The following is a 26,254-nucleotide window of genomic DNA, read 5'->3' on the forward strand; positions in this document are numbered from 1 at the left end:
AGCCAAGAAATGGGCGCCCAGGCCGTCAGCGCCGCCAAGAGTATCGCCGTTGGTGCACGTGAGGCGGCAAAGGTGACGCGCGCGAAAGCGCCTGCAGATCGACCCGCGCAACAAGAGCTCGATGCCAGCCGGACCTTTTCCCTGCCCGCTACGTTCGGGTCGATTCCGGCGCAGGCGCCGGACGAAGGCACGAACCTTCCCTTGCGACTTCAGCGAAAATGCGCGAAGTGCGCTGAGGAAGACGATGACGAACTGAGCATCCACCGCAAACCATCACTCTCGATATTCTCGGCTCCCGAAGTGGCGCTGCAACGCAAGTGCGACGCGTGCGAAAACGACGACGACAGCGAACATCCCTCCGTGCAACGTAAACCCGTTGCACTTGGTGACCTCTCTTCGACGAGCGTTTTGCTGCGAAGAAAATGCAACCAGTGTAGTAACGAGGAGCACGACGAACTGCCACGGCTGCACCGCAAGCCCGTGCGCCAGGAAACGGATGGCCACGCACGGCAAGCCCCGCTTTCGCGTCCCGAGCACCTCGTTCGCGAAGCCATGCGTCGCAGCGTGGGGCAAGGCCTCACGCCTACCGTACGCCTCCAGATGGAACATGCCTATGGCGTCGACCTCGGCAACGTGAGGATTCATACTGATACCTCGGCGAACGAAGCAACACAGGCTGTCGCGGCTCAAGCCTACACGCTTGGGCAAGCCATATATTTCGGTCCTGGTCGTTATCAACCGCACACCACGGCGGGGCGCGAATTGCTCGCGCACGAACTCGCGCACGTGATCCAGAATCGTCGAGGAAAGGCCTCGAGCTCTTCGCGAGATCACTCCATGCAGGTCAGCGCGCCGAACGATGCCTGCGAACTGGAAGCGGACGCCGCCGCTCGCGCAGTGATTGCCGGGGGCATCTTCAACGTACGTGGCAGCGGTGGCGACGCGCTGCACCGGAAAGATCTGCTTGGCACGGCCATCGAGTGGGGAAAGACCAAGGTCGACCAAGCCGAATCCGCCGTGGGCACCGGCGTCAAGGAAGTTGCCGAATTTACCGGCGAGCAATTGATTGCACTTGTGCGCAGGGTTGCACCGGGTCTTGCCGACATCATCAGCGAAGGCCCCGTCGATTACGCCAAGCGCAAAGTGTCCGAGGCGCTGGACGCTCATATGCCGGATGCCCTCGGCGGCTTCAGCCTCAGCGAGCTGGGTCAAAACATCGGCTCGTGGCTTGGCGAGGCCAAGGACTTCGTCAAGGGCCTGGCCCAGGGCGAAGAAGAAGCTTGCCAGAAATTCACCGGTTTCATGAAGAAGCTCTCCGATTTCGTCGGCAAGTTAATCGACAACCCCGTCGTGAATGCGGTGACCAGTGTGTTCGACAAGGTCACCGACTTCGTCACCAAGGCGCTCAAGGTTGTCGGCGAACCGCTATTCGACGGTTTGAAGGAATACGTGTCGGGCGCGTGGTCCGCGCTCAAGAAAGTGGCCAGCACGGTCTCTGGTTGGTTCACCGCGGCAAAAAATGCATTAGGCGATCTGTGGACGAAGTTGATGTCCCTGCTCGGTTTCGACGGCAGCAGCGAAGACGGCGTATGGAGCTGGATGAAAGGCGAAGCCGCCAAGGTTTGGGATGGCATCAAGGCCGCTGTGCAACCCATCATCGAGCCGCTCAAGAAGGTCGCTTCGGTGATTGCGTTGCTGACCCCAATGGGCCAGATCCACGCGATCATCAAGTACGGCCCAAAGGTCGTCGAAGTGGTGAAATGGATCTGGCAGAACGGGCTGGATCCGGAAAAAATACGCAACGCGCCCGCAGACATACGCGGCATGCTGGAGACGGTCGGCGGCGATGTCGACGGCTTCAAAGGCAAATTGCAGGAAGGCACGGATTGGCTATCCGACAAAATGTCTTCCTTGGCGGATGCCGTGCTGGATGTCGCGTCCAAGGTGAGCGGACTCCCGCTAGTGAGCTTCGCGCACCAGATGTTTGACGATGCGCGAGATGCCCTCAATACACTTGTCAAGGACATCAAGGACGGCGCGGACAAGGCCGTGGCCGCCATCGAGGACGTCGGCAAGAAGATTGCCGATTTCGTGGCACCGTACAAAGAGGTGATTTCCAGCGTGATCCTGGCGATTGCGTCGCCGCCGATGATTCCGGTCATCCTGGCCGGTTGGGCCTGGCGCAAACTGCCCGATTGCATCAAGTCGCCCATCCTCGATTTCGTCCTCGATATCGCCATCAAAGCGATCGGAAAGATTCCAGCCGTGCCGACGTTTGGCCTACTGTGGCCATTGCTGAAGCCGGGGGTGCTCACCTTCCTCGAAACATTGCGCGCCGCCGACAAGACGGTGAAGGAAGACGTTTCAAACAAGATCGCCAAGATCATCAGCGGTGCAAGCCCCGAATTCCTCATCGCGTTCGTCAAAGGATTCTTGCAGGGCGTGTGGGAAGGCATCAGCGATCCGATCAGCGCGATCTGGACGGTCATGGATGGTCTCGACAAAGCGACGCAATATCTGCTCAGCCTTGCTGGCCTCGACGACAAAACGGGTGAAGGCGCGGCGGATGCCAGCGCGCAACCCACAGCTTCGAGCGCCGGCGCGCCCCCTGCCGAGCATCATGCAGCGACATCGTCGCCCGCACCTGCAAAAGCGTCGACAGCGGGATCCGCCGTCGGACCAGCCGCCCCCGCAACGGCGCCTGCGGCGGCTACCGCCGCGCCGTCGCCCAATCATCACACCGTAACGGCAACACCGGCAACGGCTCATACCGTGACAGCCAGTGCGGCACCTACTGCGGCTACATCCACCGCAGTCGCGGCCACGTCGTCCGGGAGCGATGCCGAGCGCGACGCGGCGACGCAGTCGCTGGAGCCCGGCGATATGACGGCACTCAAGAGCGCCGCGGGCGATGCCGCAAAAGCCATCGGGCCCGATGTCGACACCGTCAAGGCGAATTTCTGGGATGCCGTGCAGGAGTACTTCAACGGCAGCAGCATCACGTTCGATGAAATGGTGCAGCGCCTGTCCGAAACCTGGGAAGCAGCCAAGTCCAAGATTTCCGAAGGCGGCGCCTGGCTTGCGAATCAGTTGATGACATTCTTCAAAGACGGCGGCGCCGAAGCGGAGGTTGGCGACAAAGTCGGCTGGCTCAGCGGCACTTTGGTATTCCAGATCGTGCTGGATGCGATTACCGCCGGCACCTGGACCGAAGCCGATTCCATCCTGGTCGGCATTGCCAAGTTCATCAACTGGCCAATGGAAGCGCTTGGCGAAGCATTCAAGCTACTCAAGTCGCTCGGCAAATACCTGCTCGATGGGCTCAAGAGCCTGGGCTCCGCAATCAAGGAAACGGCTGCAGGCGCCTTCAAGACCGTATCGAAAGCCATCGGCAGCATCGGTGAGAAATTGCTTGCCTTCGGTGAGCAAATGTTCGGCAAATTCGGTAGCAAGGCAGCGAAAGCCGAAACCAAAGCGGCTGGCTTGCTGGGTAAGGAAGGCCTTGGACTGGGCGAGCGGGAAGCAACCAAGCTGGCCGAAAAAGACACAGCCAAGGCGCTGGAAGAGAAAGCCGTGGCCGGCGAATCAAAGGTGACCGGCGAAGCATCTGCCGTAGAAGCAAAGACACCCTCGGAAACCGGTCACATCGAGAGCGACAAGCTTTCGCCCAGCCAATTGCACAACGAAACTCAGATGCTTTCCGAGCACCCGGAGATGATGGAAGGTGCCCCGCCACATCGACGTGCCCAGGTGGGTGAACACGAATGGACCGAAAATACGCTCCCCAATGGTGAATGCGAATTCTGCCGTCACTCCGCAGCACGCGTCTGCATTCAGACCCCGGAACTGCGCGCGCAAGAACTGGGCAAGGCTGACAAACGCCTGGAAGACGCCCAGAAGCTTGCGCAGGAACAGACCGAAAAGGCGAAGGCGTTGCGCGCGGAAGCAGAAGCGCACCCCAACCTGAGCGATGCGGAGAAGAAAAGTCTCGAAGATCAGGCCTCTGCCGCGCGGCAGCGCGCCGCAGCCGCGCAGGATGACGCCAGCAAAGCGAGCAGCGACCTAAAGAAAGCGAGCAAGAAGGGACGCGCTGATCAAATTGACGACGCACAGCGCCGGCTGGACAAGGCTAACAGCGAACTTAAGGCGGCCCAGAATGAAGAAGGTAAAGCCGCGGACGCGCTCAGTGCGAGAGAAAGGAAAGTTCAGGAGGCCGCCGGTGCAGAATCACGTGTTACCGGCACGCAGGAAAGAGTGAAAACCCTGGAAAAGAACGCCGAACGGCAACGCGAACTCAATCAAACGATCGCGGACATGGAGAAGAAGCGGGCCGACATCTTGGCTAAGAACAAACATATGCCGCCACCGACGGGTACCAAGGAGGGACGTGAATTTGCCGAGGCCGAAAGCAAACTGGCTAAAGCCAAGCAGGATCTCCAAGCCGTAGCCGAAGCAGGTACGGGGCTTACCGCCGAGAGGCGCGAATTGCTGCGCGCCAAGACGCCGTTCAAGGGCGAAGGAAGCGCCGAGCGAAAACGGGAGTGGCTGAAGAAGTTGCAGGATGAAGGGCACGCCAAAGGCAATTTGTACAAGGACTATGCAACGGGCGAGTACAAGTCGCTGGACAAGCTGTCTCCGGACCACCTCAATCCCGTGGAAGAGATCTTCAATTACGAAGGATTCGGCGAACTGGGTATTCAGGATCAACTGGAAATTCTCGATCTTCCACAAAATCTCAAGCCATTGGACCGTAGCCTCAATATGTCCAAGCAAGACGAAGTTCTCGAGAACTGGATAGGCAGCAAAAAACCCAAGGCTCCGAAGATGGGGCAAACCGAATTCGACAAACTCAAGGCCGAGCGCGACAATGCCAGACAGGCAATCCAGGATGAAATTCAAAAGCGTTTGCAAAGGATGAGGGGCCAGTGACGCAAAGCATCGAAATTGACGGCAAAACGCTTGTGGCCAATTGCGACGCGCGCTGGGACGTCGCGGCCAGATCCATGCTTGACTCCCTGGCCTCCATGCATCGAAGCGGACCTCGACTAAGGCCCGGGTCGCATATCGACTTTGGATGGGCGATGCTGCAGATCGAAGCGCACGCGGATCATTGGGTCGTTTGCGAACCCGACTACAGTCAGGCTCCACTCCAATGGAAGCCACAAGTGGACGAAACGATCTGGACGTTGAACCATCAAGCCGCACTACACGCAAAACTGCCTGAAGTAGCCGTTGAGCGCACAAGGGGCGATCAACAGTTTCACCTTGCGCCCGATGCGCTATTTGCAGACATCGCCTACCTGCGCCGGCTTCCTCCTTCTTCCGCACGGGACAGCGGCTGGTATGCCACGACCAGTAGGGACTCCACGAATGCGGTGCTTCAACAGACGCAACCTGCGTTGGCTGGAAGCCTTCTTGAGGTGGAACCGGAATGGACGGCTGTACTTAATCTACCCGTAGGCTTCGTCGCCCAATTCGATCACGATCGACTCGTCGCGGTGTTCGATGCCCGACGCAACCTGGTTTATCCCTAAGGAAGTATTTCGCTCCTGCCTCGAAACCGTTCGGGAGCGATATCGTGCTTTCGCATCAATGCGAAAAACGCCCGTCGGTTCTTCTTGGCATCGAGCGCGGCATGGGTAATGTTTCCGGCGTTCAAGATGAGCAAGCGTTCGATGTAGGTTTTTTCGAATGCCTCAACCATCCGCGCCTTCGCGACACGGAAGGACTCGACGTTATCGTCGTCAGGCCTGTCGCAAGGAAGCTGCAAATCATCGGCGCCGATGAATGCACCTTGGCAAAACAACACGGCTCGCTCGATCACGTTGTGCAGTTCGCGCACATTGCCCGGCCAATCGTAGCTGGCGAGCTTGCGCAGCGCTCGGACGGTGAGGCTGGGCATGGCGCGGTGGCGTTGATGGCAATCATTCTCGATGAAGTGGCGCGCGAGTTCCGGAATGTCGTCGCGCCGTTCGCGCAATGCTGGCAAGGTCAAGTTAAGTACGTTGAGGCGAAAGTAGAGATCGCTGCGGAAGACGCCCCGCTCGACCATGGTCGCGATCTGATGGTTACTGGCGGCGATTACCCGCACATCAGCACGGCAGGTGGTGCAGCTTCCGACGGGGCGGTATTCCTTTTCCTGTAGGAAACGCAGCAGCTTGGTTTGCGCGCCGAGCGGCAGCGAATCGATTTCATCGAGGAGCAGCGTGCCGCCTTCGGCTTCGCGCACCAGTCCGCTGCGTGCCGCGTGCGCGGAGGTGTAGGCGCCGCGCGTGCAGCCGAACAATTCGCTTTCCATCAGCTCGGTGGGAATGGCGCCGCAGTTAACCGCTACCAGCGGGCGCGAAGCACGCGGCGAGAGGTAATGCACCGCCCGTGCGAACACTTCCTTGCCGGTTCCAGTTTCGCCCAGGATCAATACGCTGGCGTCACAGTTGGCGACGATCGGCAATGCCGACAGTTGTTTCACGAAGCTGGCACTGGAGCCGATCAACTGATGCGCGCGAGCGACGTTGATCACGGCCGATTCGTCCAGACTTGGATGCGCCAGCAAGAAGCCGGCCGCGCGCTGCACGCGCGTGCACAACTCGGTATCCGGATAGGGCGACGACACGAAGTCGAAAACGCCCACGCCGAGCAATGCAGCGATCTGTTCCGAACCAAGGTCTGCACAGACCGCGACGATGTTGCAAGCCGGCATGGCTGAACGCAGCTGCGCGATAGTCATCATCGCCAGCGCTAGCGCTTCGGATTCGACCGTAAGCACCACAAGATCGCATAGCATCGGCCCCGCCAGCTGCGGTTGCCAGAAGACATTTATTCCAAGAGTCGCTTGCGCGCACAGCACATCGTAGGCATGGCGGGCCAACGCCTCGTGCTCTCCTACCTCCACAACCCCGCAAGTCAGCGTTTCCATGGATATGGCCCCGCGGCGCACGCGCCGGCTAGACAGATCCTGCTGCAAGGACACTTCAGTGATACCGGCGTTGCCGCGATGCTCACCTGGAACGCTGTTCGCTCGCCCTGTTGTCCCCTGCGACCCACCTCGCGCGGCAACCAAATTTAATCAAGGTCCCGTGACGATCGAGTAAACGTGCCTTGGTTGGTGATGAGAGCTACGAATACCCTCAGCGACGCAATGCTTTCTGGCGTGGCACCAGCTTTGCTTCTTTTTGTAGTGCGCGTGATCGCACCATGCCCCGGTGCGTGCACCAGCTTTATTCGGATGAGGTCTTCTGATACGTGGCCTATCTGCACCAGCGCGCACCAATCGCCGCACCAAGACGCTCGGCGTGAGCTCGGGACTACCCTCCCCGGCATTCGTTCGGGCCGGCTATGGATAGCGCAAGGCCTCTCGCAGCAAGGTGAAAGCAGGTGAGCTCTGGCGCCTACTGGGATAGTAAAGGTGGTATCCGGGAAACGGCGGGCACCAGTCAGGGAGCACGCGTATCAAGCGCCCCTTCGTGATGTGCGCCTGCACCAGGTCTTCGGGCATGTAGGCCAGCCCCAACCCTTTGAGCGCGGCGTCCAGTCGCATGGCGATGTTGTTGAACACCAGTTGTCCCTCGACGCGTACTTTCAGCTCTTCCCCTTTCTTCTCGAACTCCCAGGCGAAGATGCCGCCGTACGTTGGCAGACGAATGGTGATGCAGTTGTGCCTAATCAGGTCACGCGGGGTCTTAGGCCGCGGATGTTGAGCGAAGTAGGCGGGCGACCCGACCACAGCCATGCGTACGTCGGGACCGATGCGCAGCGCAATCATGTCCTTGGCTACCTGCCCACCCAGGCGTACACCGGCGTCGTAGCCCTCGGCCACGATGTCGGTCAGGCCGTAGTCGACGATCACCTCGATCTGGATGTCCGGGTGGCTGGGCAGGATCTTCGCCAGCACGGGTTGTAGAACCGAGATGGCCGCATGCTCGTCTGCGGTGATGCGCAATTTGCCTGCCGGCTTGTCCCGGAATTCGTTGAGCGAGGCCAGCTCGGTGTTGATCTCGTCGAAGCGAGGAGCGACTACCCGAAGCAGGTGTTCACCAGCCTCTGTTGGCGAAACGCTGCGAGTCGTGCGCGCCAGGAGGCGCACGCCCAGCCGCTCTTCCAATTGACGCATGGAGCGGCTCAGTGCGGGCTGTGACATGCCGAGCTTGGCCGCCGCGCGAGTAAAGCTGCGCTCTTGCGCCACGACCGCGAAGATCGCCAGCTGGTCGTAGCTTTCGGTGGGCATTTATCCACTCCTGTTATAAACCCTTTCCGATTATGCCATCTAGTGTGATGAATCCTTCGGTCCTAAATTGTTCGTATGGAGGACACCATGAAAACCCGCAAACTTGGCAACAGCCACCTTGAAGTCTCCGCCCTGGGCCTCGGCTGCATGGGCATGAGCTCTGCCTACGGTCCGGCCGCGGACAGACTGGACATGATTGCCCTGATTCGTGCTGCTCATGGACGCGGCATCACATTCTTTGATACGGCCGAGGCGTACGGACCGTTCGTCAATGAGGAACTGGTCGGCGAGGCGCTTGCACCGATTCGCGACCAGGTGGTCATCGCCACCAAGTTCGGCTTCGATATCAATCCGAGGACCGGGGAACGCGGCAGTGGTACCAACAGCCGACCCGAACATATCAGGATCGCGGTAGAGGGTAGCCTCAAGCGTTTGCGGACCGATCGCATTGACCTGCTGTTCCAGCATCGCGTCGATCCCCAAGTGCCGATCGAAGATGTGGCCGGCGTGGTCAAGGAACTGATTGCAGAGGGCAAGGTAAAGCACTTCGGCCTGTCGGAAGCAGGGACTCGGACGATTCGCCGCGCACATGCCGTGCAGCCGGTGGCAGCCGTCCAGAGCGAGTACTCGCTATTCTGGCGCGGGCCAGAGGCAGAGCTGCTGCCGCTTCTGGAAGAGCTTGGTATTGGCTTCGTCCCGTTCAGTCCGCTGGGTGCCGGCTTCCTTACCGGCAAGATCGACGAAAACACCAAGTTCGACCCGACTGATTTTCGTAACGTCGTGCCCCGCTTCTCCCCCGAGGCGCGTCGAGCCAATATGGCGTTGGTCGACGTGGTCAAGACCGTGGCTGGGCGCAAGGGAGCTACGCCAGCCCAAGTCGCATTGGCGTGGTTGCTGGCACAAAAGCCGTGGATTGTGCCGATCCCCGGCACCACCAAGCTCCACCGTCTGGACGAGAATCTTGGCGCCGTCAGCGTCGGATTGAGCACCGGAGATCTCGCCGAGATCAACAAGGAGATATCCGCCATCAAGGTGGAAGGCGAACGCCTGCCAGAGGCTTTACTGAAAATGACCGGTCACTGAGACGCAGCAGGCCTGTCGTCGGTCGATCGGACCTTCGGCTTCGATCATTGCAAGCAAGTGAACCTGCGCCAGTGCGACAGCTGCAATGGCTCCGCCGAGGGATGTCCTGGGCGGCGTTGCTTCCAACCATTCGGACGGCGGTGACAGGTCGGCAACGGTCCACTGGCTCCAGGACACGCGCGCGAGGCGACCTTGCGACGCGACAAACTGCCGATTCGAGAGGCGAAGCATCCTGACCTGCAGGCGGCCAAGGCTGGAGGCTACTGCGAGAAGGATGAGGCGGGCTTCGTCCATGGCGGCGAGCCTAAGACCATTCGACGACATAGAGTTCGACGTTGAATTTCACGAGACATGGATCCGATCCTCTCACCAGTGAAAGGCTGCCTCTCGGTTTTCCCATCTAGTGGACGAATCTGAAAGAGCCTAGCTTTTCACGCATCCGGCCAGCCCGCGAAAGCGTAAAGCCACCAGCTTGGTGACCGGCATTTGCTTCCTTTCGGAGACCCCCATGTCCGTCACCACGTATCCCGCCCACCGCACCGCCTACCTCCTGGTGGATCCGTACAACGACTTTCTTTCCGAAGGCGGCAAGGTCTATTCGCACATTGAGCCGGTGGCCAAGGAAGTTGGTTTGCTCGACAACCTGCGCAAGCTGGACCGTGAGGTCCGCAAGCAGGATATTCCGATCTTTTTCGTGCCGCATCGCCGTTGGGAGCCAGGCGACTACGAGGGCTGGGACCATCCAACCCCAAACCAGATGAAAGTGCTGAAGGTTCATCTCTTTGAGCGCGGTCAATGGGGTGGCGAGTGGCATTCGGAATTCGCACCCAAGCCGGGGGACACCATCGTGCAGGAGCACTGGGGATCCAGCGGTTTTGCCAATACCGATCTCGATCTCCGCCTCAAGCAAAAAGGCATCACGCATGTGATCGTCGCGGGCCTTCTGGCGAATACCTGCATCGAGTGCACCGCCCGCTATGCGAGCGAAATGGGCTACCACGTCACACTGGTCCGCGATGCGACGGCGGCATTCAATTCAGAAATGATGCACGCCGCGCATGAGCTCAACGGTCCGACCTTCGCCCACGCCATCGTGACAACGAACGAATTGGTCGCGAACCTCGGCGCATAAGCGATCCTCGGTGATCAAAAAGCGCCCCCTGCTTTCTCGAGCTCCAAGCCCGGAAAACTCGCCAGCGGAGGCGCACTTCGCGCAATGGCGACGACTACGAAACGGTGATTAGCCATGCGCTTGACCGGAAGCCTCTTTGTCGGTGACAGCGAAATCGCGGCCGCCAAGGGCACCTTGAAGGCCCTCAGTCCCGCAATGAACCCATCCGTTGAAGTGGATTTTGCGCTTGGCGGCCCCTCCATGCTCGTTGGCATGGATGGCGAATGTCGGGTCGGAATGACGTCCATTGAACGCCCCCATCGACCGATGAATGATCAGCATTTTCCCGAAGAGTTAATACCCGAGCCGCTCCAAGAAGCCAATCCGCTGGGTATGCCCCGGCGGGGGGATGGCCAGTAACCATGGGCGCATCGAGGAAGTAAGCACATGGCTAGCAAACGTCCGGCCTGGATGCCAAGCACGCCGGTGCTCCTGGTCTCAATCCTGCTTCTTTCGACGTTCGACTACGTGACGTGGACCATCTGCGTCGGTGATGTAAATTTGGTCAACGATGTCACGGGATGGGAAGCACCCGACGATGATCGCCTTCCCACCCAAATCGACGCGTTGGTCTCCACCACGCTTGGGACGCCTCTGGGCTCCCCGACGAAACCCATGTCGGTCCCAAACGGCTCCGCTTTCCCTGCCGGAAATTCGCACCCTCCGGACAGCTTCGATAGCCGATCACGTAACCCTGACGGCCGTTTCGACGTCAAGCCAATCCAGCCCGGTACCTGCACGGCGGTCAAGACGCGCAAGGGCCACGATTTACTCACGGCAAGGTCGTGACTGCGCTATCCAAGGCGCTCCCGAAAAGGTCCGATCGCTGCTCCGGAACAGCCCCAGTCAAGTGCAGTGCGCTCAGCCTCATTCGGCCAGAATGGCGACTGTACCGCCCAGGATGACTTGCCCTAATCATTCATCCCAACCCGGTGAAACCGATCCATCCCTGATGCATCTGATCGACCCATGGCTGAGAGGTCTTGGGCGCGCATTCAGGGCTGAAAGAGAGCGCTCGATACGTCCCGTTCGCGCAGCCCCATGATTGAGCCCGCCTGGGTGGTGAGGTTGCCTGTGCGCGTGCGCATGACCTTGCTGGGCGCCGCGGTAAGCTACTCCAGTCGGGAAAGCCTCCATAGGACCACTGAAGCCAGCCACGTCAACAGAAGAATGCCGACTACCGCGAAGCCGAGCCAACTTATGTCCATCTTCTCGATGAAGCCAGCCGCTGACCCCGATGCTTCTGAGATATTGACAACGGCCTGAAGCAATTCAATGGTGCCGATAATCAAAGCAACGATGACCGAAATGCCGGTAATGGTGATGTTGTAGAAGGTTCTCCGCAGCGGGTTCACGAACGCCCAACGATAAGCCTTGAACATCAGCACACCATCCGTCGTGTCCATGAAAGACATGCCGGCCGCAAACAAAATAGGCAGCGAAACCAGGGCAGCAAAGGGAGCGCCGGATGCGGATGCCCCAGCCGTTGTCGCTAGCAGGCCAACCTCGGAAGCCGTGTCAAATCCCAGGCCGAACAGCAGCCCAATCGGATACATTTGCCAACTTCTGACGACGAATTTGTCGAAACGACGGCGTAGCAATCGAGCCATGAAGCCACGCCGCGACACCAGCTCGTCGATATGCATGTGCCCTTGATGTCCGGCACCGCCTTGTTTTGTGGCGCTGATTGTCTGTACCAGACTCCTCAAATTCAGCACGCCCACTGCCAGGAGAAACACGGCTGAGACACCGACCCCGGCGATTCCTCCGAAGTGGCGTAACGCCGGCATCGCGTGGCGCGTAGCACCACCAGCGACGATTAAAACAAACGAAAGGAGAAGAACTACAGTCGAATGTCCCAGCGAAAAGTAGAAGCCGACGCCAAGCGGCGGTTTTTGGCGCTGGACCAGTAGCCGCACCGTATCGTCGATGGCGGCAATATGGTCAGCGTCAAATGCGTGTCGCATACCCAAGAGATACGCGGCAAGCCCGAGTCCGATGAGTGCGGGATGCGTGCGGGAGAAATGAAGATAGAATCCCCACCCAAGAAGATGCAGCGCGCCGATAAACCCATAAAACGCAATCAGATGCCACCAGTCGGAGCGGGTGAGCGCATGGTCATGCTTGGGAGAGTCGCCATCGTCTTCAACAAGCCGGGCGAGAGGGTGGAATGTAGTCGACATTATGCGAGTTATGCCGGATCCTGCCGCCGAACGCCGACGTGTGATGTGACCGCCGCGCCGAATTGTTAGCCATCGGGTAGTCGGTAATCGCGAATAACGTTCATATCAGGCTCCAAGCCCAACCCTGGGCCTTGCGGCACCGGGATTCTCCCGGCTTGGGGGCCAAACGTGTCGCCATACCAATGCGCCTCGAGATTGAAGGCGCGCCACTCGATCATGGAATCCTTCGTGCCCAACGCGGCTGTCGCATGTATGGCGGCCAACAAACCGGGGCCGTCATAAAACGAATGTGGCATGACGGGCACATTGCGCACCGCTGCAATCGGAAACACCTCTCGCAATACGCTAATGCCGCCCATCTTCGCGGGGCTTGGCTGGACATAGTCGACGGCCTCCATCGCCAGCATTCGATCGAAGTCGATCAGCGTCGAGACGTTTTCGCCCGCCGCGACTGGAATATGGCAGTGTGCTCGCAATTGTGCGAGGCCACCCCAGTTCTCTGGTGGCCAAAGGGGCTCCTCCAACCATTTCAGCTTTAGCTCCTCCAGCGGTGCCGCAATGTCCAACGCTTCATTCAGGGTCCAGGCGCAGTTCACATCAACCATCAGCTCGACCTCTGATCCGCACGCTTCGCGGGCGGCACGGATCGCATGAAGATCCATCTCGTGGATCTTTAGGGCACGAAAGCCGGCGCCAATGGCCTCCATGACACCTGCTCGCACCAGGGATGGCTCGGAATATCGGACCAGGCTTGCGTAGCACGGAACGTCGATACCGGCTCCGCCCAGCAGCCGGTATAGCGGCAAATTGGCGACCTTACCTGCGATATCCCAAAGCGCGATGTCCACGGCGGAGATGCCGTAGCTCAATGGTCCACTGCGTCCAAAGACTTGCAGCTTCCTATATACGTCGTGCATGACCGGGCCGATTTGCCCTGCGTCCTTTCCGACGCATAAGGGGGCAATCAGTTCGTCGACCGCCAACTTCACCGACCTCACGGCGCGAAATCCGAACGCCTCCCCCCAACCTTCAATCCCCTGATCAGTCGTGACTCTTACCAGCAACGAATCGGCCGCCGCCAGATTTTTATCTCCCCACGCCGAGTCATCGGATCGGGTTCCCGATCTGAAGGGAATGCGTATCGGCAGCGCCTCGATCTTGGAAATGATCATGGAGAATTACCGTCGATGCCTCGCATCCGTCGTTCCGTGTGGCAATCACCAGCGGGGCAAAATCTCGGGCAGCCCTTTCTTCTCTCGTCAATATCGTTCCGCTCTGTGCCGGCGCCCTACCCTCACGATACGTGGCTGCCATTACAGTGCAGCCAAATCATTCGCACAGATCCATTCCTAGCTAAAAACTCGGAGGTCCATTCAACTAGTGACGCTTGGAAATACGCGGATCATTATCCGGATCTACATAATCCAGGCCGAGTGGTCCTATCGCGGTGATCTGAGTGATGTATTCACCTGATTTGGCCCAGTGGAAGTGCGGTTGGTTGCCCGGTAGCACCACGATGCTGCCAGGGCCGTAGGCAACCAGCTTGCTTTCATCGAACTCCTCTCCCAGCCCTATATAAAACACCCCCGACAGTACCGTGTAGACGCGGTCTTCCGGATGCTTGTGCGGCATGAATTTGTTGTCGGCCGGCACCTTTACTCGAATCGTATAGGGCCCCGGCTTGCTTGGCTCCCCCACCATGATCGCCAAACGGACCGTCGGCGGGTACGCCGGAAACGAGATCCATTGGGCATCTTCGGGCCGTATCGCATGGAACCGGTCCTGGTCTGGCTGGTGGACGTGCGGTACCACTTTGGTATCAGTGCTTTTTGACTCGCGCATCATAGCGATCCTCCTGAGCGGCAGGACACAGCCGCCAAGTTCGCCTCCATGACAGAGGCATCGATTATCGCGTGGTGCCGAACCGCGTGTCGCTGGCACCGACAGAACAGAGAAATCAAAGCAGAACCACTGAGGTGATGCCATCAGACGATGGTATCAATCACGACTGGGTGTTCGTTCCGACTTCGGCTGGGGCGAAGTCATTCGAAAGCGTGAGATTGGCCGAGTGCCGACACCATCGTCCAATGGAGTTATTCGCTCAAGACTGGTCTTATTGATCCGATGATCGGATATGTCTGGAGCGTATCTGCCAGCCATTGAGATTCCTGCTATTTACTCGTCTTGAGGGGAATTGAGATGCCCATTCCCGACGATCACGCTAAAGGGCCGCAGGCCAATCCCATTCATCAAATTCATCAGGCAGGAGCGCCGGCGCCCCGTCCGGCGGTCGAGCAAATCGCAGCCTTTGCAGATAGCGCCCGCTTCGAGCACTTGTCGAGCGAGAATCGCCAACTGATGAAGCGCAACATCCTGGATAGCCTCGGCTGCGCGCTGGCCGCGCTGCGAGGCAGGCCCTTTGCGCAACTACGGCAGCAGTTTGGCGAATTTCGAGGCGCAGGCTCATGCACCCTCATCGGTGGTGGCGCTACTTCCGTTGACCAGGCGGCCCTCTACAATTCCTGCCTTGTTCGCTACGTCGATCTTATGGACAGCTATATGAGTCCAGGTGGGCTTAGTCATCCTTCGGATAATTTTGGTGGCGTCCTCGCCGTGGCCGAGTCAGTAGGCGCGACCGGCAAAGACTTTCTGTTGGCCCTTGCCGTCGCCTACGAAGTAGCGTCCCGTTTTACCGCGACGGTTCCTGTCATGGCTAAAGGTTTCAACCATGCCTTGCAACTGTCCATGTCCATGGCAGCGGCAAGCGGCAAGTTGATGAAGCTGACTCCGCAAGAGATCGCCCACGCCATCGCCATGGCAGCTGTTGATAACGTCTCGCTTGCAGCGGTGCACTCCGAACCGGTTTCACAATGGAAAGGGATATCCCCTGGAATAACCGCCATGCGGACCGTCTACACGACGGCTATGGCCAAGAGAGGATTCACCGGTCCGCTTCGACTCTTCGAGGGGCCAAATGGCTTGAACCGAATGTTCGACCAGGACATACGCATCGACTGGGCCAATCCGTCCTTGGAGATCGTTCGCCATACGGTGATGAAGAAATATTGCTCATTGATTCACGGTCAACCCGTCATAGAAGCCGCGCTGGATCTGAAACGCGAGCACGACCTCTCGGCCGATGAGGTCGCAGAGGTCATCTGCGAGACCATACAGGGAGGCTTCGACATTGCCGGTGGCGGTAGCTTCGGGTCCAAAGACCATCCGACCACCAAGGAGCAGGCCGACTACAACCTGAAGTATTTGATTGCCGTGGCTCTACTGGACAACGCGGTTGGTCCCGCTCAACTCGATGAAGAGCGCGTCAACGCTCCGGATACCCAGGCGCTTCTAACCAAGGTCAAGGTCGAACCGAGTCAGCGGTTTACGCAGGCATATCCGGACCATATCGGCTGCAGGCTCACGATCAGGACGCAAAGTGGCCAGACGCACGTCAAAGAACAGGCCAGCTACGAAGGCGGCCTGGATCAGCCTCTGACCTGGAGTCGAGTTGTCGAGAAGTTCAATTGGCTAGCCGAGCCTTACGCCGATACTCCCTTGCGCGAAGCTCTGATCGCCGAGGTCGAAGCACTTGATACTCGGCCCGTTTCAACGTTGATGAGCCTTTTGGCCGACGTCAGGCCCCACGCGACTTTCAAGGCCACGCTCAGAGGCCTGTAATGACCGGACACCGCGTTGCGCGCACCCGGAAGTACCGCCATCAACTTCTGGAAAATCACGTTCTTTGACGAGAGGAGCGGAGCCACCATGTCACACCACTATTCCGGCCCAAACTTTGGTTTTCCGCATAGTGACGCACGCCTCGACCTGACAGACATCTACGCGTTTCCGAAACCGGGCGACACGAGCAAATCCATCCTCGTCATGAACGTGCATCCGTCAAGTTCCGTCGTGCCGGTGGCACCAACGACACGCGAACCCTTTTCGCCAGTGGGGCTGTACGAGCTCAAAATCGATACAAACGGCGATGCGGTGGCCGACATTGCATTTCGCATGCGCGTTTCCTCTACCGTTGGCGCAACTCAACGCGTGACGCTGACCCGCACGGCCGGTCCGCCCGCGGCGGGAGCGGACGACGATGGTGAGGTCATCCTTAAAGACGCAATTGTGTCGATGGGACGCGAGGCGCTCGTGTCGACTGAAGGCGACTATCGGTTCTTTGCGGGCTGGCGGAGTGACCCCTTTTTCTTCGATACGCTGGGCGCGCTCGACGGGCTGCGTTTTACCGGGCACGATTTCTTCCACGACAAAGACGTTTGCAGCTTCGTCATCGAACTATCCAACATTGCACTGGGTGCGGGACCTGTGCGCTTGTGGGGTCGCACGATGGATGGTGGAGTCGGCCGCTACGTACAGGTGGAGCGTGGTGGGCGTCCGCAGCAGGCCGTGTTTCTACCCGGCGATCAGCAAGGCGACTACATGGCGTCCCAACCCGCTGACGACGCGCGTTTCGTCGCCACGTTCGCGCACTCGCTCGAACATGCTGGAGGCTACGAAGCTGAAGAAGCCCTTCGGGTGGCCAAGACGCTGCTGCCGGATGTCCTGCTCTACGACCCGACGCAACCAGCCTCGTTCCCGCGCAACGGACGAAGTCTCACCGACGATGCTGCCGACCAGTTCATAGCGATTCTCACAAATGGCCGAATCACGAGTGACAGCGTCGGTCCGCACGCCGATCTACTTGGCGAGTTTCCCTATCTTGGGCCGCCGCACGGCGAGTGATGCTCTCGGATGCGCAAGCGGAAGGAGTGTTGCATGGCACTCAGACCACTGGCGGCTTCAGTCGCTGAGGAATGGCCGCCTGATACAGGCTTGCCCCATGGGTCTCCTCAAGCGGCGAGCCGGCCAATGAGACACCAAGATGCGCGGCCAAGCGTAGCAAGATGGGGCTCCACCCTCCCCCACAGCTGATGTGCCACACCACGCGGCAGGCCTGTCGTCGGTCGATCGGACCCTCGGCTTCGATCATTGCAAGCAAGTGAACCTGCGCAAGTGCGACAGCTGCGATGGCTCCGCCGAGGGATGTCCTGGGCGGCGTCGCTTCCAACCATTCCGACGGCGGTGACAGGTCAGCAACGGTCCACTGGCTCCGGGACACGCGCGCGAGGCGACCTTGCGACGCGACAAACTGCCGATTCGAGAGGCGAAGCATCCTGACCTGCAGGCGGCCAAGGCTGGAGGCTACTGCGAGAAGAATGAGGCGGGCATCGTCCATGGCAGCGAGCCTAAGGCCATCAAGTCTCAGATCGTGAAACTGATCGATGTCCCCGCCGGGGGGCACGAGCGGCACCTAGTGAAGCGGCCAGCACCTGGCCGCGATAAGCATCCGTGATCCCATCGCGGTTCCTGCGCATGGCGGCGCATACGCACAGAGTCTTCCGCTCAATCTCACTAATTTTCGGTCTGACGCCGGCTCATCAAACCGCTCAGACCTAGGTCACTTCCCACTATTTGCCTGACGGACACGGCCAGCGTCGTGTGCGATGGTCGCTCGGTCGCGGTGGTTTCGGTTCGACGCCCCGTCACCAGCGACAGCATGGCAATGAAGAGGCGCGGACCGTGTGAGCTAGGAACTCACACGACCCGCTAACCACAACCAACTACGAAGGAGTTGATCATGGCTACGCCAGATCATACGGAACAAGCCCAAGCTTGCCAGCCCTCGGACGCACGTCCCAGCAACCCGCTTGGCCGTCCTTACTGGACGCTGACCCTCGCCGAGAATGCGAAGCAACGGCGGGCGGCACGTCTCGGCGGCTTGTGCCTCGGCATCCACGCCGTCTCGCGGATACTCGCCAACAGCGATGCGTTTCGCGAGTTGCAGACCACCTGCCAATCCACCGAGCCGGGGCATTGGCCACTGAAGGGGGATATCACCGAAGGTCTGTTTGCCGCGTTGTATTTCCTGGGCGAAGAGGCCGAAGCGCTGACTCAGCCTTTGCCGGATCATCCCGCATTTGAGTAATGCGCTGCAGAGAGGGGCGGCGAGCAGGCCGCCCCTTGCCTTGCCACACTAACCCTACTTGCCGGCGACTGCAGCATCCGCTTGCGCGATGGTCGCAGTGGAAGGCGCTTCCGTCGCCTGCAAGCGTTTGGCCACGGCAGCGGCTTCGCGCATGACGCGCAGCATGTTGCCGCCGGCCAGCTTGCCGAGGTCTTCGTCGCTCCAGCCGCGTCGCGCCAGCTCCTGCAGCAGCGCCGGATACTTGTCGACGCCTTCCAGTCCTTGCGGCGTGTTGGGAATGCCGTCGAAATCCGAACCGATGCCGACACAGTCGATGCCCGCCACCTGGCGGATATGCTCGATGTGATCGGCCACCATGGCCAGCGTGACCATGGGCCTCGGGTGCTGACGATCCCATTCGGCCATGGCCGCCTTGGCCCGCTCGGGCTGGCCGATGTACAGGCCGGCATAGGGCGGTGCATTGAAGCGCGTCTGCTCGGCGGCGCGATCGGCTTCCCAGCGGGCGCGCTCGGCCGAGACATAAGTGCCCGCAAACGTCGCCATCACGATGCCGCGATTGCGTGCCACCATCTTCAGCACATCGTCCGGCACGTCGCGCGGATGGTCATCCAAGGCGCGAGCGCCGGAGTGCGAGAACATTACCGGGGCTACCGACGTGTTCAAGGCATCGCGCATCGTGTCCGCCGACACGTGGCTCAGGTCGACCAGCATGCCCAGGCGGTTCATCTCATGCACCACCGCGCGGCCGAACGGCGTCAGGCCATGGTGCTTCGGTGCATCGGTGGCCGAGTCGGCCCAATCGTTGTTCAAGGTGTGGGTGAGCGTCATATAGCGCGCACCGAGCACATACATGCTGCGCAGTACTGGCAGCGAATTGTCGATCTGGTGGCCACCCTCGATCCCGATCAGCGAGGCAATGCGGCCGGCCTTGTGCGCGCTGACGATATCCTCAGCCGAATAAGCCATCTGCAGGTCGTGCGGATAACGCACGACCATGGTGCGGACGATATCGATCTGCTCGAGCGTCATCTTCACTGCCGCCGGCCCGGTAACCGTGGGCGGAATCCATACGGACCAGAACTGGCCGCCGACGTGGCCCGCACGCAGGCGCGGAATGTCCGTCATCAACGGGGTCGGCGTTTCACCGGCCTCGGCTTTCATCGGCAGGCTCGCCGTGTTGGCGCTGAGATCCACGCCAGCAATGTTGCCGAAACCGGTCCGGATCGCCCAGGGCAGGTCATTGTGCCCGTCGATCAACGGCGTCGCGGCCAGCACCCGATCCACTCGCGCGGCCAGCGCGGCGTCGCTCGGTGTGGCGGCGTGGGACGACCCGCACAGCATCAGCGCAACGGCCATGGCCGTCATGACAGGGAGGGAGCGCGCGGTGAGTTTCATGGCAGGTGTCTCGCAAGAAAATAGGTAGGCGATGCGGATGACGCTTAGGTGTCCGAGGATAGCTGCAGCGCCGCGTCGACCAGTTGCTTGAATGCGGCGCCGCCGCGCATGGGGTCGGCCACCGGCAGGCCTAGCCGCCGGCTCTCGGCCTGCAACAGCGCCTGCGCCGCATCGGCCTCCAGCTTGCCGGTATTGAGACTTACCCCGGCACAGCGGATCAAGGGATTGGTACGGCGGCCAAGCCGGATCGTGAGGTCGATCACCTCCTCGATCGACGGCATCGGAAAGTCCGGATAGCCGAGCATGTGCCGGCGCCCAGGTTCGTGGCAGACGACGAAGACATCGGGCTGGCTGCCATGCAGCAGGCCGAGCGACACGCCCGCATAGGCCGGATGGAACAGCGAGCCCTGCCCTTCGATCACGTCCCAATGCTGCGGCGATGCGGCGGGGCTGAGCAGTTCGGCGGCGCCTGCCTCGAAGTCAGCCACCACCGCGTCCATCGGGATGCCGCCACCGGCGATCAGGATGCCGGTCTGGCCGCTGGCGCGAAAATCCGCGGCGACACCACGCGCCACGAAGGCCCGCGCCAGCGCCAATGCGGTGTATTTCTTGCCGAGTGCGCAGTCGGTGCCGACCGTGAGCAAGCGCTTGCCGGAACGCTGGCGTCCGGACGCCACGGGGATACCGTGTGGCGGCGTGCGGATGTCGATCAGGCGACGACCGAGGCGCGTGGCGGTCGCCGCGAGTTGCGGGATATCGGCCAGTCGCATATGCATGCCACTGACCAGGTCGAGCCCGGCTTCGAGCGCCTCGATCAGGGCCGCGATCCAGCGCTCGGGAATGAAGCCGCCGGCATTCGCCACGCCAATCACCAACCCGCGCGCACCGCGTGCCACTGCTTCGCCCGGCGTGAGCAGCGGTAGTCCTGTGCTGACCGTCGCGCCACACGACCATTCGCCAACGCAACGATCACCCGCCCAATCGCTCAACCCGAATGCCGTCTTGGCAAAGGCGGGCTCGCTGGTATCACCAAGAAAAAGCAGGTAGGGCTGCGGCAAGGAGCCTACTTGCGCATCCGTGGAAGAAATGGGCGTATCCAAGCGAGCGGGTTCCTGATGATGTCTAGACCGAACTCGCGTCGACATCAACGTGAGTGGCGGCCAAGGGGAAATGTCTACTTCGACACGTGGACCGGCGTGAAGCGCAGATCCTGGTAGTCCCAGCTGAAATCGGCGATCGGCGAGATCGCCTTCATGGTCATCTGGTCGATGCTGCCGTCAGGCTTCAACGCAAAGGTGACATAGGCGTCCTCGACGTCCGGCATCGCCCAGTGCGTGCGGAAGGTGTCGTATTGCACATGTTCCAGCGTGCCGTGCATGCCGGGCGAGTGATCGAAACTGAGGGTCAGCGCGCCCTTGCCGTCACGACCAAGCGTCGCGGTGCCGTACCAGGGATCACGGTAAACGCCGACATAGTCGGACAACGGCAGCGATGGCCCGCGTGCGGCATGCGTGGCTTTGGCGGGCGACTTGAGCGCGGCCACGGCCTCGGCGTTGATCCCGTCGAACACCTGCTTGTAGCCGGCAATCCAGTCTGGCGAAGGCAGGCCGAGCAAGCTGTCGAGCAGATGCTCGCGCACGGCGAACAGCGTGCCGACATCTTCGGAGTTGAGCATGATGGCGAAGGCCGCGTGCTTTTCCGGAATGATCACCACGGCCGAGACGCCACCCAGCACGCCGCCGAGGTGGGTGATGATCTTGTGCGCGCGATAATCCTGCACTTCGAAGCCCAAGGCATAGGCCTCGAACTGCGGTTGGGCCAGCGCCACGGGTTCCGGCAACGCGGAAATCGGAATGAGGGTCTGCGGCGTCCACAGCGCCTTGGCCGCCGCCTCGCTGAAGATCCGCTTGCTCTTGTCCAGCTGCCCGCTGTCGAGTTGAAGGCGCAGCCAGGGCCCCATGTCCGTCGCGCTCACCTGCAGCGCACCGGCGGGTGCGAACACCTGGCCGGTCATCACCGTCTTGAGCACCGACTGTTGGCCCACGCCGCGCACCGCCGTGGTGTTCTTGGCATGCAGCGACGCCTGGTCGCCGGTGCGCGTATCGATGCTGACCTGGGTGTCGTGCATCTGCAGCGGATCGAGGATCTGCTGCTGCACGAAATCCTCCCAGCGCTGGCCGGATACGGCCTCGACCAGGGCCCCGGCTACGATGTACAGCACGTTGTCGTAGTCATAGCCGCCGCGAAACGAACGCGCCGGCTTCAGATAGCGGATGTCGTGCACCAGCTGCGCACGCGTGCGATCGGAGGTCGGGAACATCATCAGATCGCCCTCCCCCAGCCCCAGGCCGCTGCGATGGACGAGCAGATCGGTCACGGTCATCTCGCTGGACGCGTAGGCGTCGTACATGCGGAAGCCCGGCAGCTTGTCGACCACGCGGTCGTCCCAACGCAGCTTGCCCTGGTCGACCAGGATCGCCAGCGCGGCCGAGGTGAAAGCCTTGGTGTTGGAGCCGATCGGGAAAATGGTGTGCGCATCCACCGGCGACGCATCGCCGAGCTTGCGCACGCCATAGGCGTGCGTGGTGACCGTGTCGCCATCGACGATGGTCACCGCCATGCCGGGCGTGTCGAACGTCTGCATGGCCTTGTGTGCGAAAGCGTCGAGTTCCGGTGTCGACACGGACGACGGCGACGCGGATGCCACGGCGCACCACGACACCAGCAGGGCCGCGCAGGCAGCAGGACGCCAGCGCCCTGGCAAGGTGCGCGAGGCGGCATTTTCACCGGGACGGCGGATCATCAGGAACACTCCCCTTGTATGGATGCTGCCGGGTCAGGCGCATCGTTCGACATGACGCAGGTGTCAGGCTTTGGGCTTGCCGCGAGGCTTGCCGGCGACCGCCTTGGGTGGCTTCGGAGCCTTGCCCGGTTCGCGCTTCTCCGGCGCCGGTGCTTCGACGTAGCCGACCAGTTTTTGCCGCAGCTGGGTGATGTCGCCGATGCGGTCGAACATGTCGCCCTGTTCGCGCGTGACCGCGCCGATCAGCAGGCTCAGCAGGCTGGTCGCCGCGGTGAAGTTGTGCCACGGCCGCGTCAGGTCGGCCGGCAGCATCAGGACATGGTTCGTAAGCTGGCGTGCCCAATAACACTGGCTGTCGGTGATGATGACCAACGGAATCCCGCGTGCGGCGCATTCTTCGGCCAGGATGCGGAAATGCCGCGAATAGCGCCGGAAGTCGATCAGCAGCACGCAGCTCTTCTTGGTCGAGTCCAGCAGCAGGTCGGTATAGGCGCCGTCCAGGCCTTCGTGGAAGATCGTGCGCGGCTTGACGTGCTGCATCAGGCTGGCGAAGCCGAGGCCGAGGAAGCGGCCCTGGTGGAAGCTGGCGACCGACACCCGGTCGGCATCCACCAGCAGCTTGACGATGGCCTTCCATTCCGGCGCGCGGGTCAGCCCATGGGCAATCGTGATGCCCTGGATCTCGGCCTTGAGGCTCTCGGACATGGCGGCGGAATCGCCGGCCTGGTCCGGGCTCTTGTACAGCTGCAACCAGGGCGCGTCGCTACGCAGTTCTTCCTTGAGATCGTTGAGGCCCGCATAACCCAGGTTGTGCAGGAAGCGACCGACGGTCATGGGGCTTACGCCGACCCGCTGTCCCAGCGACGCGGCGGTCTCGAACGGGATGCCATTGAGGTTGTGCAGCAGGTAGGTGGCGATCTTCTGCTCGGACGTGGTGAACGTGTTCCAGCCGTCTTTAAGCTTTTTCTGCAGATCCTTGATCATCGGCACTCGCTCATCGGGCCAGCACCGTGGTGCCGCCGGCTTGTCCATGTTGCCCCACGCCGCTGTGGCGGCGATTGAGCATATACAAAAGCACGGCGGATAGTCCCGAGACCGCACCGATCAACACGAAGAACGTGCCATGGCCCATGTGGCTCCACAGGGTGCCCAGCGCGCCGGCCAGCAGGTTGCCGAAGAAGCCGGCGAAGAACCAGGTGGCGATGCTGGTGGCGCGGAAACCGTCCGGCGCCATGCGCCCGAACAAGGCCAGGCCGGTCGGCAGGATGTACAACTCGCCGATGGTGAACACCACGAACCACACGAACAGCCAGATCCAGCTGGCGCGCGTGCCATGTGCATCGCTCCATGCCGCGATCAGGCCCAGCGCCACATAGGACGCCCCCACGATCGCCGCACCAAAAGCCATCCGGCCCAGCAACGGCGTCACGATGCCGCGCTTGGCCAGTCGCGCCCAGCGCGCCACCAGCACCGGCGTCAGGGCGAACACCGCCAGCGAGTTGACCGACTGGAACCAGGTCATCGGTATGGTCCAGCCCGGCGCCAGCATGCGGTCGATGCCGGTGTCGGCCCATAGCGCGATGGTATTGCCGTTCTGCTCGTAGGCACCGCGGAAAATCACCACGATGGCGGCAATGCCGATCAGCAGGCCAAAACGTTCGCGTGCCGCCCGGTCCATCGGCGGGCGCACCTCACGGGTCGCCGCACCAAGCGCCGGTTCCGTTGGCAGGTAACGACGGCCGCCCAGATAGATCACCAGCGACAGCAACATGCCGATGCCCGCCGCCGCAAAGCCCCAGTGCCAGCCAAACGCCTCGCCGAGGGTGCCGCATACCAGCGGCGCCAGGAAGCCGCCGAGGTTAATGCCGACGTAGTAGATGTTGTACGCGCTCTTGCTGCGCTCATCGCCTTCGCGATAAAGCCCTTCGATCTGGCTGGCGAGGCTGGGCAGGAACAGGCCGTTGCCCAGCGCAATCATGCACAACGCCGGATAGAACAAGGCTTCGGACGACATCATGAAATGCCCGAGCGCCATCATCGAGCCGCCGATCACCACGGCCCGCCCCTTGCCCAGCCAGCGGTCGGCAAGCATGCCGCCAAACACCGGGGTGAAGTAGACGAAGGCCGCGTACACGCCGTACACCACCGACGCGTACTCCTGGTCCATGTCCAGGTGCTTGGTCATGTAATAGACCAGGATGGCGCGCATGCCGAAGAAGGAGAACATCTCCCACATTTCGGTCAGGAACAGGATGGTCAGGCCACGTGGGTGGCCGAACCAGCTTTTCTCCGTTGCCGGGCTCGTGTCGAAGGCAGTCATGCGGACGGGCATCCTCGCTGATGGCGCATGTTCACTTGCTCGCGGCTGACGCCGGGCCACCCCAGAGCGTGTCGGGACACCAGATAGTGCCATCCTGGTAAATCACCGACGGCTGATAATCGGCCACCAGGCTGATCGGGCCGTCGAGGTCCACCACATCGCACAACTGGCCCACCACGAACGAAGGCGCCATGGCCAGCGACGAGCCGCCCATATTGCCGACCATCAGGCCGAAGCCAAGCTTGCGCGCCTCGTCGGCAATAGCAAGGGCCTCGGTGAGTCCGCCGCACTTGTCCAGCTTGATATTGATGACGTCGACGCGGCCCACCATCTTGGCCAGGTCGCTGCGATCCTGCACGCTTTCGTCCGCCGCGATGCGGATCGGCCGCTGCAGGCCATCCAGCCAGGCCTCGCTGCCGACCGGGAACGGCTGTTCCACCACGTCCACGCGGGCTTCGACCAGGGTCGGCAACAGCTGCGCGAACGACTCCTGGGTGAAACCCTGGTTGGCGTCGACCATCAGCCATACGTCCGGGCGCGCCTGGCGCACGGCCAGCACGCGCTCGGCATTGCGCCCGTCGTCGGTGAGCTTGAGCTTGATCGCGCGAGCCAACGCGTAGCCAGCGGCCTTCCCGGCCATCACTTCCGGCTCGTCCGCACCCACCGTATAGGTGGTCAGCAACGGCTTCGGCGCGCTCAACCCGGCCAGCTCCCAGACGGGCTTGCCGGCGCGCTTGGCTTCCAGGTCCCACAAGGCGCAGTCGAGCACGTTGCGGGCGCCGCCGGCCGGCAGCAGCTGCTGCAAGGCTTCGCGGGTGATGCCTGCCTCGATATGCGCGCGCAGCGCCTCGATCTGGGCCAGCATCGATTCGGGGGTGTCCTGGTGGTAATAGACGCCTTGCGCTTCGCCACGCCCGGTCAGGCCCTGGGCATCGGTCAGCTCGACGATCAGTGCGTCGAAGGCGGTGAAGGTGTAACCGGTGATGTGGAACGGCGTGTGGATCGCCCAGCTCTTGCGCGTTGCGTGCAGGCGCAGGCGCCCGTCAACATGGATATTCATGTTTCTACTTCCTCGGATGGAGCGCGCGGCGA

The 26,254-nt window shown here is 61.2% G+C and carries 22 protein-coding genes; 10 read left to right on the forward strand and 12 right to left on the reverse strand.

All coding sequences use genetic code 11. The annotated features are described in order from the left end of the window. The first annotated feature begins 9 nt into the window (after nt 1-9). Nucleotides 10-4,929: an eCIS core domain-containing protein gene (locus OUZ49_RS05675; protein WP_266149030.1), complete on the forward strand. Its 4,920-nt coding sequence runs from the start codon at nt 10-12 to the stop codon at nt 4,927-4,929. A gap of 152 nt (nt 4,930-5,081) precedes the next feature. Next, a complete protein-coding gene (locus OUZ49_RS05680) occupies nt 5,082-5,534 on the forward strand; it encodes an immunity protein Imm33 domain-containing protein (RefSeq protein ID WP_266149031.1) in 453 nt (150 codons plus the stop codon). Here OUZ49_RS05680 and OUZ49_RS05685 read toward each other — a convergent pair. Then, nucleotides 5,531-6,916 (reverse strand): sigma-54 interaction domain-containing protein, encoded by a 1,386-nt coding sequence (locus OUZ49_RS05685; RefSeq protein WP_266149032.1) that lies wholly within the window; start codon nt 6,914-6,916, stop codon nt 5,531-5,533. The two genes, OUZ49_RS05680 and OUZ49_RS05685, sit on opposite strands and share 4 nt — an antisense overlap. Before the next feature lie 417 nt (nt 6,917-7,333). Beyond that, a complete protein-coding gene (locus OUZ49_RS05690; protein ID WP_266149033.1) occupies nt 7,334-8,224 on the reverse strand; it encodes a LysR family transcriptional regulator in 891 nt (296 codons plus the stop codon). A gap of 87 nt (nt 8,225-8,311) precedes the next feature. Between OUZ49_RS05690 and OUZ49_RS05695 the strand changes: the two genes are divergently transcribed. Next, nucleotides 8,312-9,307: an aldo/keto reductase gene (locus OUZ49_RS05695; protein WP_266149034.1), complete on the forward strand. Its 996-nt coding sequence runs from the start codon at nt 8,312-8,314 to the stop codon at nt 9,305-9,307. Here the strand turns inward: OUZ49_RS05695 and OUZ49_RS05700 are convergent. Continuing rightward, nucleotides 9,284-9,601: a hypothetical protein gene (locus OUZ49_RS05700; RefSeq protein WP_266149035.1), complete on the reverse strand. Its 318-nt coding sequence runs from the start codon at nt 9,599-9,601 to the stop codon at nt 9,284-9,286. The two genes, OUZ49_RS05695 and OUZ49_RS05700, sit on opposite strands and share 24 nt — an antisense overlap. Nucleotides 9,602-9,815: 214 nt before the next feature. On the opposite strand from OUZ49_RS05700, the gene OUZ49_RS05705 reads away from it, so the two are divergent. The 3 genes from OUZ49_RS05705 to OUZ49_RS05715 all read left to right on the forward strand — a co-directional run bounded on the left by OUZ49_RS05705 (nt 9,816) and on the right by OUZ49_RS05715 (nt 11,267). Continuing rightward, entirely contained in the window at nt 9,816-10,439 is a 624-nt protein-coding gene (locus OUZ49_RS05705) for a cysteine hydrolase family protein (RefSeq protein WP_266149036.1), read from the forward strand. 114 nt (nt 10,440-10,553) lie between these two features. After that, the gene (locus OUZ49_RS05710; protein ID WP_266149037.1) at nt 10,554-10,838 is read left to right on the forward strand and encodes a hypothetical protein; all 285 of its coding nucleotides are present in this window, start codon (nt 10,554-10,556) and stop codon (nt 10,836-10,838) included. Nucleotides 10,839-10,865: 27 nt separating this feature from the next. Then, nucleotides 10,866-11,267, forward strand: a complete 402-nt coding sequence (locus OUZ49_RS05715; RefSeq protein WP_266149038.1) for a hypothetical protein — start codon at nt 10,866-10,868, stop codon at nt 11,265-11,267. A gap of 323 nt (nt 11,268-11,590) precedes the next feature. On the opposite strand, the gene OUZ49_RS05720 is transcribed toward OUZ49_RS05715, so the two are convergent. The 3 genes from OUZ49_RS05720 to OUZ49_RS05730 all read right to left on the reverse strand — a co-directional run bounded on the left by OUZ49_RS05720 (nt 11,591) and on the right by OUZ49_RS05730 (nt 14,506). Beyond that, a complete protein-coding gene (locus OUZ49_RS05720; RefSeq protein ID WP_266149039.1) occupies nt 11,591-12,661 on the reverse strand; it encodes a HoxN/HupN/NixA family nickel/cobalt transporter in 1,071 nt (356 codons plus the stop codon). Nucleotides 12,662-12,726: 65 nt separating this feature from the next. Next, nucleotides 12,727-13,833, reverse strand: a complete 1,107-nt coding sequence (locus OUZ49_RS05725; protein WP_266149040.1) for a mandelate racemase/muconate lactonizing enzyme family protein — start codon at nt 13,831-13,833, stop codon at nt 12,727-12,729. 205 nt (nt 13,834-14,038) lie between these two features. Next, nucleotides 14,039-14,506: a cupin domain-containing protein gene (locus tag OUZ49_RS05730; protein ID WP_266149041.1), complete on the reverse strand. Its 468-nt coding sequence runs from the start codon at nt 14,504-14,506 to the stop codon at nt 14,039-14,041. Nucleotides 14,507-14,860: 354 nt separating this feature from the next. On the opposite strand from OUZ49_RS05730, the gene OUZ49_RS05735 reads away from it, so the two are divergent. The 4 genes from OUZ49_RS05735 (at nt 14,861) to OUZ49_RS05750 (ending at nt 18,644) form a co-directional block, all read left to right on the forward strand. Next, nucleotides 14,861-16,339, forward strand: coding sequence for an MmgE/PrpD family protein (locus OUZ49_RS05735; RefSeq protein WP_266149042.1), 1,479 nt, complete (start codon nt 14,861-14,863; stop codon nt 16,337-16,339). An 87-nt stretch (nt 16,340-16,426) separates the two neighbouring features. Next, a complete protein-coding gene (locus tag OUZ49_RS05740) occupies nt 16,427-17,401 on the forward strand; it encodes a DUF4331 family protein (RefSeq protein ID WP_266149043.1) in 975 nt (324 codons plus the stop codon). Between the two features lie 391 nt (nt 17,402-17,792). Next, a complete protein-coding gene (locus OUZ49_RS05745) occupies nt 17,793-18,011 on the forward strand; it encodes a hypothetical protein (protein WP_266149044.1) in 219 nt (72 codons plus the stop codon). A gap of 285 nt (nt 18,012-18,296) precedes the next feature. Beyond that, nucleotides 18,297-18,644, forward strand: a complete 348-nt coding sequence (locus tag OUZ49_RS05750) for a hypothetical protein (protein ID WP_266149045.1) — start codon at nt 18,297-18,299, stop codon at nt 18,642-18,644. A 54-nt stretch (nt 18,645-18,698) separates the two neighbouring features. On the opposite strand, the gene OUZ49_RS05755 is transcribed toward OUZ49_RS05750, so the two are convergent. The 6 genes from OUZ49_RS05755 to OUZ49_RS05780 all read right to left on the reverse strand — a co-directional run bounded on the left by OUZ49_RS05755 (nt 18,699) and on the right by OUZ49_RS05780 (nt 26,222). Continuing rightward, the gene (locus tag OUZ49_RS05755; protein WP_266149047.1) at nt 18,699-20,039 is read right to left on the reverse strand and encodes a dipeptidase; all 1,341 of its coding nucleotides are present in this window, start codon (nt 20,037-20,039) and stop codon (nt 18,699-18,701) included. A 44-nt stretch (nt 20,040-20,083) separates the two neighbouring features. Continuing rightward, the gene (locus OUZ49_RS05760) at nt 20,084-21,139 is read right to left on the reverse strand and encodes an N-acetyltransferase DgcN family protein (protein WP_266149049.1); all 1,056 of its coding nucleotides are present in this window, start codon (nt 21,137-21,139) and stop codon (nt 20,084-20,086) included. Nucleotides 21,140-21,213: 74 nt separating this feature from the next. Beyond that, nucleotides 21,214-22,842, reverse strand: a complete 1,629-nt coding sequence (locus OUZ49_RS05765; RefSeq protein WP_266149050.1) for a serine hydrolase — start codon at nt 22,840-22,842, stop codon at nt 21,214-21,216. A gap of 63 nt (nt 22,843-22,905) precedes the next feature. Beyond that, nucleotides 22,906-23,826: a MurR/RpiR family transcriptional regulator gene (locus tag OUZ49_RS05770; RefSeq protein ID WP_266149052.1), complete on the reverse strand. Its 921-nt coding sequence runs from the start codon at nt 23,824-23,826 to the stop codon at nt 22,906-22,908. 10 nt (nt 23,827-23,836) lie between these two features. Continuing rightward, nucleotides 23,837-25,162 (reverse strand): peptide MFS transporter, encoded by a 1,326-nt coding sequence (locus OUZ49_RS05775; protein WP_266149053.1) that lies wholly within the window; start codon nt 25,160-25,162, stop codon nt 23,837-23,839. 31 nt (nt 25,163-25,193) lie between these two features. Further along, complete coding sequence (locus OUZ49_RS05780) at nt 25,194-26,222, reverse strand: dipeptide epimerase (protein WP_266149054.1); 1,029 nt, start codon at nt 26,220-26,222, stop codon at nt 25,194-25,196. Nucleotides 26,223-26,254: the final 32 nt, after the last annotated feature.

Origin of the sequence: Dyella halodurans (assembly GCF_026283925.1) — a bacterium.
GTDB lineage: Bacteria > Pseudomonadota > Gammaproteobacteria > Xanthomonadales > Rhodanobacteraceae > Dyella > Dyella halodurans.